An 11,749-nucleotide genomic window follows, 5' to 3' on the forward strand; every position below is an offset into this window, starting at 1 on the left:
CGTCCGGGCCCGCCGGCCCCGCCGTTCCGGTCAGTGGTGGTCACCCGTGGCGCGGCGCCGGCCACGGCGCACCACGAGGATCGTGCCGAGGGCCGCCGCCGCGGTGGCGCCGATGGCGAGGGTGAGTTCGGCCGTGCCGGTCCTGCGTACCACCGAGTCGGTGGCGGTCAGGTGGTCCGCGCCGCCTCGGGCCGCGCCGGACGGGGTGATCTGGAGGTTTCCGACGGAGGGCCCGGGGACGGTGTCCTTGCCGGTGCTCGTTCCCGTCGTACTGGTCCCCGTCCCCGTCCCCGTCCCCGTCCCCGTCGTCCCCGTCCCTGTCCCCTTCGTACTGGTTCCCGGCTGTACGGGCCCCACGGGCGCCACCGACGGAATCGGCTTCGGCGCGGGAGCGCGCGTCGAGGTCGCCGCGGGGGCCTGCGGCTGGGGAGTGATGCGCGGGGGGATCCGGGTGGGAGCGGCGGTGGTGGTCCGCGGCGCGGGCACCCGTCCACCCGCCGAGGTCGCGGGCGTGGGCGGCTTCGGTGTCTTTGGAGTCTTCGAGGTCTTTGACGTCGGCGCCTTCGAGCCCGGTGTCTTCGCGGCCGGTGTCTTCGAGGTCGGGGGCTTCGCCTTCGACGTGGACGACGCCGTGCGCGACGCCGACGGCTTCGCCTGCGGCGAGGTCGCCGCCGAGCCGTTCCGGTCCGTCACCGCCTTGCCGTCCGCGGAGACCAGGCTGAAGCCGTCCACGTTCTGGCCCTTCGGCTGGTTCGGCCGGTCCTCCTTGTAGTAGTAGAGCGGGTGCGTGTTGTAGATGACGTGCGGCTGGTCGCTGTTGGCCGCGTTCAGCGGAGTCTGCGCGGTCTCCCCGATGACGCCCGTCGCCTTCGTCGGGAAGCCGACCGCCGCGGGCCAGGTGGCGGCGCACTTGCCGGCGCACTCGGGTCGGTCCGGTTTGTCGGCCAGCCGCAGATAGAGCGGATTGCCGTTCTCGTCGGCCAGCACCTGGCCCACGCCGGTGTTGATGAGTGTCAGTTCGCTCGGCTCCTTCGGCCTGTCCACCGCCGTGGCGGCGGCGCCGCCGAGTGCGACGAGCAGAACGGTGGCCGTCGTGAGCGTGGCTATCCGGGGTCCTTGTCGGTCCATGGGTACGCCCTTGGGAGTCGGGAATGCCGGGTGTGCCCCCTCTTGCTGCCTACGTGCTACCTACCAGAGCATCGCCCGGCGGACCGTACGGCCACCTCGGTGGGCCGTACGGGCGACAGCGACCGGCCGGTACCGGGCGGCCGGTCGCCCGTGAAGAACGGCCGGAGCGCCCGCTCCCGGTCGGCCGGAGGCCCCGCATCCGGGCGGCGGCAGGAGCGCCCGCCGCCGGTCGGTCGGGGTCCGCACATCCCGGCCGGCCGGAGCGCCCGCTGTCCTGTCGGTCGGGGTCCGCGTATCCGGGCAGTCCGAGGCCCCCGTTCCACCGCCTCCCCGTCGGTCAGAGCGCCTGCGGGAAATCGAAGAGCCGGTCAGGGTCGTACCGCTTCTTCAGCCGCGTCAGCCGGTCCGCGGCGGGACCGTAGTAGGCCGTGCGCCAGTCCGTCAGCGTCGGGTCCGCGTAGTTCTGGTACGCCGCGCCCGACGCGTGCCGGCGCAGCGACGCATGGGTGTTTTTCAGCCACGCCCGCTCCGCCGATCCGGAGGTGCCGGGCTGCCAGGCGGCGATGTACTGCGCCAGGATCCGCGAGCCCCGGTGGACGAAGGACGTGGCGAGCGGATCCACGCGGTTGACCGCGCCGCCGAGCGCCGTGAGGGCGAGGGAGCCGCCGCTGCCCCCGCCGCCGTTCCCGTTCCCGTCCGGCGGGAGCCGGGTGAACGCCTCGGCGGCCGAGACGAGGGCGCGCAGCCCGGCGGGGGAGAGGGACCGGTCGTAGAAGTCCGAGGCCGCGGCGTAGGTCTCGCGCTGAAGCGCGCCCCGCTCGCTGCGGCCCGGCGTCGTACCGGGCAGATGGCACTGCTCCTCGTCGAGTCCGGAGCAGCCGCCGTACACCAGCATCGCGTCCCCGTAACCGCGCTGCCGCAGTGATACGGAGCTTGCCGGGCCGGGACCGCCCGCGCCGTCGGCGAGCCGGTCGAGCGCGTTCTTCAGATCGTCCTCGTCGCCGAGGGAGAAGGCGGACAGGGAGACGGTGGGGGCGGCGCCGCCGGGACCCGCGGAGAGATGGAGCGAGGACCAGATCTCGTCCGGCTGGTCCGGACCCCATCGCTGCCAGGCGGCGAGCAGGGTCTCGGCCTTCGACCACGGCCAGCTCAGAAAGGCGGAGACGCTCTCGGGCGCGGGGTGCGTACGGAAGTGCAGTTCGGTGACGACGCCGAAGTTGCCGTTCCCGGCGCCGCGCAGCGCCCAGAAGAGATCCTCGTTCTGCCCGGCGTCGGCGGTCAGCCGCCGGCCGTCGGCGGTGATGAGGGTGGCGGAGGTGAGACTGTCGCAGGTGAGGCCGTACGCGCGGGCGGCCACCCCGTGTCCGCCGCCGAGGGTGAGCCCGGACACGCCGACGGTGGGGCAGGATCCGGCGGGGATCGTACGGCCCTGTTCGGCGAGGGTGCGGTAGACGTCGCCGAGCCGGGCGCCCGCGCCGACGATCCCGTCCGTGGCCGCGTGGTCGAGCGAGTCGAGCTTCGATATGTCGATGACGAGACGGCCGTTGCCGCTGGACCAGCCCGCGTAGGAGTGACCGCCGCCGCGGATCGAGACGGGGGTGCCATGGGCCCTGGCGAAGGCGAGGCACTCTTTGATGTCGTCCTCGCCGGCGGCGTACGCGACGGCCGCGGGCTTCAGGGAGTCGAAGCGGGTGTTGTAGAGCTGGCGGGCGGTCGGGTACGCCGAGTCGTCCGGGCGTACGAGATCCCCGTCGAGCCCTTCCGCCAACGCGGCCCAGTCCGGGGCGCCGGCCGGGGGCTTTCCCGTACCGCTGGGCGTCGGATCCGTACCGCCAGGCGGTCCGCCCTTGCCGTCGCCCGTGCCGCCCGTGCCCGCGGGGCGGTCGGGCCCGCCGGCCGAACACGCGGCGGCGGCCGCCGAGGTGAGGGCGGCGGCCGCCGCGGTGAGCACTGTGCGCCGTTCCATATGACGACCTCCTGAGGAGGGAAGTGTGCCTCAGGAACCCACGGTTCCGGAATGAGAGATTCCGGACAGAAGGGTTCCGGACGGAGGGGTTCCGTCTCAGCTCTGTGGCGCGTGGGACGCCGCGTCCGTACGGGCCCGGTCACGGGATCTGCGGGCGGGGCCGGTCCAGCCGCATGAGCAGTGGGCCAGGCAGAACGAACCGCGTTCCACGGTCGAAGTGGTGTGAGATGAGCCGATGTGGGGTGATTTGGTGCGAGGTAAAGGAGCGGGAGATGACCCGGGAGAGGGGTCGGAGGCCGAGGTGGGGGGCGAAGTGGTGGTGGGGGGACCGGAAGTGTCTCGCTCGTACACGAACTCCACGGTACCGAGGCGTTCGTGCCTCATGGCAGGGCCCGGCGTGACGGGGAACGCGGGGCGTCGTTATCCGGAACGGGTGGGCTTCGGACAAGCGACGGCCAGGCGTTGGGGGTTGGCAGGCGATGGTGGTGCAGCAGCGCAGACGCAGGAACGTGGCGTTCGCCGTCGTGGCTGTGGCGGGCGTCGTCGCCACGGGCGCGGGCTGCTCGGGAAGCGGCGGGGCCGTGGCCGACGACCGGCCGAGCCCGGACCCGGGAGCGGTGCTCAGGGCGGCCGACGTGCTGCTCTCGGCGGGCAGTTCGAAGGCCCGTACGTCCATGGAGATGGCGGCCGGCGGGACGCGCGTGACCATCCGGGGCGAGGGCGGATACGACTTCGCGCGGCGGATGGGGCGGCTCAGGGTCGTGCTGCCGAAGGATCCGGCGGGTGTGAACCGGCACCGGCCCATCACCGAACTGCTCTCGCCCGCCGCGCTGTATATGAAGAACCGAGGGGCCGGGGTGCCCGCCGACAAGTGGGTCAGGGTGGATTCGGCCACCCTGGAGGACGGGAATCTGGTCACGGGCGGGGCGACCGATCCGCTGACCGCGGCCGAACTGCTGCGCGCCGCCCGGAATGTGTCCTTTGTCGGGGAGCAGGATCTGGCGGGCACCCGGGTGTGGCACTACCGGGGCACCACCTATATCGGCGGGGCCGCGCGGTCGGCGGCGCCGTACGCGCGCGAGGCCCTGGCCGCGGCGGCCAAGGGGTTCGGTGAGGACGCGGTGCCGTTCGACGCGTATCTGGACGAGGACGGGCGGCTGCGCAAGGTCAGGCACCAGTTCAGCTATGTCAATCAGGGGCATACGGTCGATGTCGCGTCGACCACACTGCTGTACGCGTTCGGGGTCACGGTCTCCGTGGCGCTGCCCCCGTCCGACGACATCTTCGCCGGGGAGATCAAGGCCTGAGCCCGGGGAGATCAGGGCCTGAGCCCGGGAGATCAAGGCCGAGCCCCGGGGAGATCGGCGCCTGGACGCCGGCTCCCGGCGGGTCCGGGCGGGCTCCCGGCGGTCCGGGGGAAATCCCGGCGGACTCCCGGCCGACTCCCGCCGGACTTCCCGGCGGAACATGACCGGGGCGGCCGGATCGTGGATCGGCAAGATCGGATCCGGCCGTAACGGCGGAGGACCAAGGCGGAAATGGTCCGGACGTGCCATGCGCGGTGTGTATCACGCTCCCTACGCTAGGAAGTCGACACCGGCAGGAAGAGGTGATAGCACGTGGCTCTGTTGCGTACGCCGACCGTTCAGGACCACGTGGCCCTCGCCGAGATCGAGTTGTGCGGTGAGTTGATGATCGCGGCGTCCGCCGCGGACGAGGACCGGCTCAGCCCGGACCGTATCGACGAGGTGCTGAATGTGACGGCCGAGCGGGCTCTCTTGGAGGAGTCCGAGCGGGCGCTGCTGGAGGAGTCCGCCGAGCGGGCCCTGTTCGGGGAGTCTCCCTGGGAGTGAGACCGGTGGCGGGGCGCGGTCCCACCGCGCCCCGGCCGGTACGTCCGTACTCCCCGCGCCGTTCTCCCCGCGGTGTCTTGGGCCCGTACGTCTGTGACATCGGGCACAAAGGCGACGTCGGGTACGAAGGTGATGTCAGGCGCGAAGGTGACATCGCGCACAGATGAGGTGTCACATACGGCGTTGTATACGGCGTCAGGTGCGGAGCAGCCGGGCGATCGCCTTGGTCGCTTCCTCCACCTTCGCGTCGATTTCTTCCCCGCCCTTGATCGCGGCATCGGCCACGCAGTGGCGCAGATGCTCCTCCAGGAGCTGGAGCGCGAAGGACTGGAGCGCCTTCGTGGAGGCGGAGACCTGGGTCAGTATGTCGATGCAGTAGACGTCCTCGTCGACCAGCCGCTGAAGGCCCCGGATCTGCCCCTCGATCCTGCGCAGCCGCTTGAGGTGCTCGTCCTTCTGCTTGTGATACCCGTGCACACCGCGGTCGTGGTCGGTGATGGCGGAGGGCGCGTCGCTCGTCGCCGCGCCGGCCGCCTCAGTGGTCGTCATCGCGTCCTCCTGCTGTGTGTCCGCTGTGTTTCAGCGGCCTGTCCGAAAAGGGTGGTTATACCCCTCATGGGTATATGGTACCTGTCTGTGGGCCTTGGGGCAGGGCCCTGTGCTTATCACCTTGTCTGATGGGCGACACTTGGGACTTGCCGCTTAGCAGTGGCCGGATGATGCGCCTAGCATCACCCTGACCGAATTCCATGTAACCCGAGGACCCCAGGTGCGCTTTCGTCTGACCCCCAGGGAGACGAGCTTCTATGACATGTTCGCCGCGTCCGCGGACAACATCGTCACGGGCTCGAAACTCCTGATGGAACTCCTCGGGGCGGATTCCTCCGCCCGAGCCGAGATCGCGGAGCGGATGCGGGCGGCGGAGCACGCGGGCGACGACGCGACTCACGCGATCTTCCATCAGCTCAACTCCTCCTTCATCACGCCCTTCGACCGCGAGGACATCTACAATCTCGCGTCCTCCCTCGACGACATCATGGACTTCATGGAGGAGGCCGTCGACCTGGTCGTCCTCTACAACATCGAGGAGCTGCCCAAGGGCGTGGAGCAGCAGATCGAGGTACTGGCCAGGGCCGCCGAACTGACCGCGGAGGCCATGCCGCATCTGCGGACGATGAGCAACCTCACCGAGTACTGGATCGAGGTCAACCGGCTGGAGAACCAGGCCGACCAGATCCACCGCAAACTGCTGGCCCATCTCTTCAACGGCAAGTACGACGCGATGGAGGTGCTCAAGCTCAAGCAGGTCGTCGACGTGCTGGAGGAGGCCGCCGACGCGTTCGAGCACGTCGCGAACACGGTGGAGACCATCGCGGTCAAGGAGTCCTGAACCACGTGGACACCTTCGCACTGATCGTGACCATCGGTGTCGCGCTCGGCTTCACCTACACCAACGGTTTCCACGACTCCGCGAACGCCATCGCGACCTCGGTGTCCACCCGGGCGCTGACGCCGCGCGCCGCTCTGGCGATGGCCGCGGTGATGAATCTCGCGGGCGCGTTCCTGGGCCAGGGGGTCGCCAAGACCGTCAGTGAGGGGCTGATCGAGACACCTCATGGATCGAGGGGGATGGGCATCCTCTTCGCCGCGCTGGTCGGTGCGATCGTCTGGAATCTGGTCACCTGGTATTACGGGCTTCCCTCCTCGTCCTCCCACGCGCTCTTCGGCGGCATGGTGGGCGCGGCGCTGGCCGGCGGCACCGATGTGATCTGGTCCGGGGTGCTGGAGAAGATCGTCCTCCCGATGTTCGTGTCGCCGGTCGTCGGTCTGCTCGTCGGCTATCTGGTGATGGTCGGGATCCTGTGGATATTCCGTCGCTCCAACCCGCACAAGGCCAAGCGCGGCTTCCGGATAGCCCAGACCGTGTCCGCGGCCGGAATGGCGCTCGGACACGGTCTTCAGGACGCGCAGAAGACGATGGGCATCGTGGTGATGGCCCTGGTCATCGCCGATGTGGAGGATTCGGGCGACTCGATCCCCGTCTGGGTGAAGATCGCGTGCGCGGTGATGCTCTCGCTGGGTACGTACGCGGGCGGCTGGCGCATCATGCGAACGCTGGGCCGGAAGATCATCGAGCTGGACCCGCCGCAGGGGTTCGCGGCGGAGACGACCGGCGCGTCGATCATGTTCGGCTCGGCGTTCCTGTTCCACGCGCCGATCTCGACGACGCATGTCATCACCTCGGCGATCATGGGGGTCGGGGCGACGAAGCGGGTGAACGCGGTGCGCTGGGGCGTCGCGAAGAACATCATTCTCGGCTGGTTCATCACCATGCCGGCCGCCGCGCTGGTGGCCGCGGCGAGCTTCTGGATCGTCGATCTGACCTTCGGCTGACCTGACCTGACCTGACCTGACCTGACCTGATCTGACCTGACCTTCGGCTGACCGGTCTTCGGCCGGGGGCCGCCCCCGGGTGGTGCGCGCGATCGGACAAAGAAACGCGGTCGGACAAAGAAAGCGGGCCCGCCCCCCTGGGAGAGGGGGCGGGCCCTTCGTCGTGCGGTGGCACCGCCATGCAGCACCGCAGGACGGTCCTGACGGCCTATCCGAAGCGGCCGGAGATGTAGTCCTCGGTGGCCTGCACGGACGGGTTGGCGAAGATGCGCTCGGTCTCGTCGATCTCGATGAGCTTGCCGGGCTGGCCGACGGCGGCCAGGTTGAAGAACGCCGTACGGTCCGAGACGCGCGCCGCCTGCTGCATGTTGTGCGTCACGATGACGATCGTGAAGCGCTCCTTCAGCTCCCCGATCAGATCCTCGATGGCGAGGGTCGATATCGGGTCCAGCGCCGAGCACGGCTCGTCCATCAGCAGTACGTCCGGCTCGACCGCGATCGCGCGGGCGATGCACAGACGCTGCTGCTGGCCGCCGGAGAGACCGGAGCCGGGCTTGTTCAGCCGGTCCTTGACCTCGTTCCAGAGGTTGGCGCCCTTGAGGGAGCGCTCCACGACCTCGGCCAGCTCGCTCTTGCGCACCGTGCCGTTCAGCCGCAGCCCCGCCGCGACATTGTCGAAGATCGACATCGTCGGGAACGGGTTCGGGCGCTGGAAGACCATGCCGACCGTACGGCGCACGGCGACCGGGTCGACGTTCGGGCCGTACAGGTTCTCGTCGTCCAGGAGCACCTTGCCCTCGACGCGGCCACCGGGGGTGACCTCGTGCATCCGGTTCAGCGTGCGCAGGAACGTGGACTTGCCGCAGCCGGACGGGCCGATGAAGGCCGTCACGGAGCGGGGCTCGACGGTCATCGAGATGTCGTCGATCGCCCGGTGGGAGCCGTAGTAGGCGGAGAGTCCGCTGACGTCGATTCGCTTGGCCATGTCAATCACTGCTTCTTTCGTGGCCCCGCGCGGCGGAGCCGGATATCGGGCCTCAGCGGCCGGTCTTCGGGGCCTTCCAGCGGGCGATGCCGCGCGCCACCAGGTTGAGGATCATGACGAAGGCGATCAGTACGAGGGCCGCGGCCCACGCACGGTCGATCGCGGCGACCTCGCCCGCCTTGTACTGGTCGAAAATGTAGAAGGGGAGTGACGACTGGGCACCGTCGAACGGGTTCGAGTTGATCAGCGAACTGCCGAAGACGAGCAGCATGATCGGCGCGGTCTCACCGGCGATACGCGCGATGGCGAGCATCACACCGGTGGTGATACCGCCGATCGCGGTCGGCAGGACGACCTTGAGGATGGTGCGCCACTTCGGCACACCGAGTGCCAGTGAGGCCTCGCGCAGCTCGTTCGGTACGAGCTTGAGCATCTCCTCGGTGGAGCGGACCACGACCGGGATCATCAGGATCGTGAGGGCGAGCGAGCCCATCAGACCGGACGGGTCGGTCTCGGTCATCAGCATGAGCGACAGGATGAACAGACCCGCGACGATGGACGGGATGCCCGTCATGACGTCCACGAAGAACGTCACGGCCCTCGCCAGCGAGCCCTTGCCGTACTCCACCAGATACACGGCGGTCAGCAGACCGATCGGCGTGGCGATCACGGTGGCGATGCCGACCTGCTCCAGCGTGCCGATGAGCGCGTGGTAGACACCGCCGCCCGGCTGGGCGCTGGGGACGCCGGCCATGGAGTGGCCGAGGAAGTACGGGTCGAGGACCTTCGCGCCTCGGCTGATCGTGGTCCACAGCAGGGAGAACAGCGGGATCACGGCGAGGACGAAGCACACCCAGACGATGCTGGTGGCGAGACGGTCCTTGGCCTGGCGCTTGTTCTCCACCACCGAGGTGGTGACATACGAGATGACGAGGAAGGCGATGGCGGCGATCAGGCCCCACTGGACCTTGCTGTCGAGACCGGCGGCGGCACCGATGCCCACGCCGAGGAGGATCGCGACGACGGCGAATCCGGCCGCCGCCCCGCGGGGGAGGCCCCGGCGGCTGAGGCTCTGCCCGCCGCCCGAGGGCGGCAGCGGGGTCGGGGTGTGCTGTACGGCTGTGTGGCTCATGCGTTGGCCCCCGAGTACTCCTTGCGGCGGGCGATGATCAGCCGGGCCGCGCCGTTCACCAGCAGGGTGAGGACGAAGAGCACAAGACCGGAGGCGATGAGGGCGTCACGCCCGGTCTCGGTGGCCTCGTCGAACTTCGCCGCGATGTTCTGGGCGAACGTACCGCCGCCCGGGTCGAGCAGATGGAGCGAGAGCACATAGTTCGGGGAGAGCACCGTGGCGACGGCCATCGTCTCGCCGAGCGCGCGGCCGAGGCCGAGCATCGAGGCGGAGATGACACCGGAGCGTCCGAACGGCAGAACCGAGAGCCGGATGACCTCCCAGCGGGTGGCGCCCAGTGCGAGGGCCGCCTCCTCGTTCATCCGCGGGACCTGGAGGAAGACCTCCCGGCTGACGCTGGTCACGATCGGCAGGATCATGATCGCCAGCAGGATGCCCACGGTCAGCATGTTGCGAGCGACGCCCGGCTGGGTCTGGTCGAAGATGTACGTCCAGGAGAAGTACTGGTCGAGCCAGAGGTTGAGGCCGTCGAGATACGGCACGAGGACGAGGGCGCCCCAGAGTCCGTAGATGATGCTCGGTACGGCGGCGAGCAGGTCGACGACGTACGCGATGGGCGCGGCCAGTCTGCGCGGCGCGTAGTGCGAGATGAAGAGCGCGATGCCGACGGCGATCGGGACGGCGATGACCATCGCGATGATCGAGCTGACGACCGTACCGACGAAGAGGACCGCGATACCGAAGACCGGCGGGTCGGCGGACGCGTTCCAGTCGAGCGTGGTGAGGAAGTTGCCCTCGTTCTTGGAGAGGGCGATGGCGGCGCGGTAGGTCAGGAACCCCGCGATCGACGCCATGATGACGAGCAGCAGAATGCCCGAGCCCCGGGAGAGGCCCGAGAAGATCTTGTCGCCCGCGCGCCCTGTGGAGGTGCCCGACCTGGGGCTGAGCGGCGGAGCCGGTGGGGTGTCTATGGGTGTGGTGGAAGCCATGATCTTTCCGGTCTGTGTGGGGGAGGGGTGGCTCCCCTGGCGGCGGTGCACCGGATGGGCGGACGGCCGTCGGCCCGGAGCGTTGCGCCGGGCCGACCGCTGTCACCTGCTGTGCCGGGGACTACGAGAGGGAAGCGACCGTCTCGCGGACCTTGGCGTTGATCTCGGCGGGGATCGGGGCGTAGCCGGCGTCGGAGAGCAGCTTCTGGCCCTCGTCGCTGGCGGTGTAGGTCAGGAAGGACTTGACCGTGGGAAGCGTCTCGGCCTTGTTGCCCGTGTCACAGGCGATCTCGTAGGTCACCAGGACGATCGGGTAGGCGCCGTCGGCCTTGGTGGTGTAGTCCAGCTCCAGGGCCAGGTCCTTGCCGGTGCCCTTGATCGTGGCGGCGGCGATGGCCTTGGAGGCGTTGTCGGACGTGGCCTCCACGGGGGCGCTGGCACCCGTGTCGATCTTGACCGTGGAGATCTGCTGCGAGGTGGCGTAGGAGAGCTCGAAGTAACCGATCGCGCCGTCGACCTGCTTGACCTGGGTGGCCACACCGGCGGAGCCGGAGGCAGCCTGGCCGCCGGGGGCGGGCCACTTCTTCTCGGCCTCGTACTTCCAGTCGGAAGAGGCGGTCGCGTTCAGGTACTTGCCGAGGTTCTGCGTGGTGCCGGAGTCCTCGGAGCGGTGGAAGGCCTGGATGGGCTTCTTCGGGAGCTTGGCGTCGGGGTTGAGCTTGGCGATGGCCGCGTCGTCCCAGCTCTTGATCTTGCTGTCGAAGATCTTGGCGAGCGTGGGGGCGTCGAGGACGAGGCTGTCCACACCCTCCAGGTGGTAACCGATCGCGATCGGACCGCCGACCATGGGCAGGTTGATGCCCTGGCCGCCCTTGCAGATCTCCTTCGAGTCGGCGACCTCTTCGGGCTTGAGCGCCGAGTCGGAGCCGGCGAAGCCGACGGTGCCCTGGTTGAAGGCGACGATGCCCTCACCGGAGGAGGACGACTTGTAGTTGACCTCCACACCGGGACATGCGGCCATGTAGCCCTGGACCCAGAGGTCCATGGCGTTCTTCTGGGCGCTGGAACCGGACGCGAGAAGCTGGCCCTGGGCGCCCTCACAAGCGGCGTTCGCCGAGGCGGCGGGCTTCGACGACGCGTCGCTGGGGTTGGTGTTGTCGTCCGATCCACACGCCGTGAGAACCAGGGCGCCGGAGACGGCGAGGGCACCGAGCGCGGTGGCACGCAGCCCGTTCTTGCGCTGAAGCTTCACTTCGGGTGTTCCTTCCAAGAGCCGCCGGTCCCCGTGAGTTGACGGCGGCG

11 protein-coding genes are annotated in these 11,749 nt (G+C 69.4%); 4 read left to right on the forward strand and 7 right to left on the reverse strand.

Annotated features, from left to right (window positions below; translation table 11 throughout):
* Positions 1-30 precede the first annotated feature (30 nt).
* Together OG214_RS21310 and OG214_RS21315 are read right to left on the reverse strand one after the other, a co-directional pair.
* Positions 31-1,128: a hypothetical protein gene (locus OG214_RS21310; RefSeq protein WP_405985633.1), complete on the reverse strand. Its 1,098-nt coding sequence runs from the start codon at positions 1,126-1,128 to the stop codon at positions 31-33.
* A gap of 337 nt (positions 1,129-1,465) precedes the next feature.
* Complete coding sequence (locus OG214_RS21315; RefSeq protein WP_363082873.1) at positions 1,466-3,094, reverse strand: FAD-binding oxidoreductase; 1,629 nt, start codon at positions 3,092-3,094, stop codon at positions 1,466-1,468.
* 479 nt (positions 3,095-3,573) lie between these two features.
* Between OG214_RS21315 and OG214_RS21320 the strand changes: the two genes are divergently transcribed.
* Together OG214_RS21320 and OG214_RS21325 are read left to right on the forward strand one after the other, a co-directional pair.
* The gene (locus tag OG214_RS21320) at positions 3,574-4,401 is read left to right on the forward strand and encodes a hypothetical protein (protein ID WP_363082874.1); all 828 of its coding nucleotides are present in this window, start codon (positions 3,574-3,576) and stop codon (positions 4,399-4,401) included.
* Between the two features lie 312 nt (positions 4,402-4,713).
* Positions 4,714-4,947, forward strand: a complete 234-nt coding sequence (locus tag OG214_RS21325; RefSeq protein WP_363082875.1) for a hypothetical protein — start codon at positions 4,714-4,716, stop codon at positions 4,945-4,947.
* A gap of 195 nt (positions 4,948-5,142) precedes the next feature.
* On the opposite strand, the gene OG214_RS21330 is transcribed toward OG214_RS21325, so the two are convergent.
* The gene (locus OG214_RS21330) at positions 5,143-5,496 is read right to left on the reverse strand and encodes a metal-sensitive transcriptional regulator (RefSeq protein WP_363082876.1); all 354 of its coding nucleotides are present in this window, start codon (positions 5,494-5,496) and stop codon (positions 5,143-5,145) included.
* 220 nt (positions 5,497-5,716) lie between these two features.
* Here OG214_RS21330 and OG214_RS21335 point away from each other — a divergent pair, with 220 nt between their 5' ends.
* Together OG214_RS21335 and OG214_RS21340 are read left to right on the forward strand one after the other, a co-directional pair.
* Complete coding sequence (locus OG214_RS21335) at positions 5,717-6,337, forward strand: DUF47 family protein (RefSeq protein ID WP_363082878.1); 621 nt, start codon at positions 5,717-5,719, stop codon at positions 6,335-6,337.
* Between the two features lie 5 nt (positions 6,338-6,342).
* The gene (locus tag OG214_RS21340; protein WP_363082879.1) at positions 6,343-7,341 is read left to right on the forward strand and encodes an inorganic phosphate transporter; all 999 of its coding nucleotides are present in this window, start codon (positions 6,343-6,345) and stop codon (positions 7,339-7,341) included.
* 208 nt (positions 7,342-7,549) lie between these two features.
* On the opposite strand, the gene pstB is transcribed toward OG214_RS21340, so the two are convergent.
* The 4 genes from pstB to pstS form a co-directional block, all read right to left on the reverse strand.
* Positions 7,550-8,326, reverse strand: coding sequence for a phosphate ABC transporter ATP-binding protein PstB (gene pstB, locus OG214_RS21345; RefSeq protein WP_363082880.1), 777 nt, complete (start codon positions 8,324-8,326; stop codon positions 7,550-7,552).
* A 52-nt stretch (positions 8,327-8,378) separates the two neighbouring features.
* Positions 8,379-9,458, reverse strand: a complete 1,080-nt coding sequence (gene pstA, locus OG214_RS21350; protein WP_363082881.1) for a phosphate ABC transporter permease PstA — start codon at positions 9,456-9,458, stop codon at positions 8,379-8,381.
* Positions 9,455-10,447, reverse strand: a complete 993-nt coding sequence (gene pstC, locus OG214_RS21355) for a phosphate ABC transporter permease subunit PstC (RefSeq protein WP_383037785.1) — start codon at positions 10,445-10,447, stop codon at positions 9,455-9,457. Before pstC ends, pstA begins: the two co-directional genes overlap by 4 nt.
* A gap of 121 nt (positions 10,448-10,568) precedes the next feature.
* Entirely contained in the window at positions 10,569-11,699 is a 1,131-nt protein-coding gene (gene pstS, locus OG214_RS21360) for a phosphate ABC transporter substrate-binding protein PstS (protein WP_363082883.1), read from the reverse strand.
* Between the last annotated feature and the right edge of the window lie 50 nt (positions 11,700-11,749).

Origin of the sequence: Streptomyces sp. NBC_00872 (assembly GCF_045161915.1) — a bacterium.
Classification (GTDB): domain Bacteria; phylum Actinomycetota; class Actinomycetes; order Streptomycetales; family Streptomycetaceae; genus Streptomyces.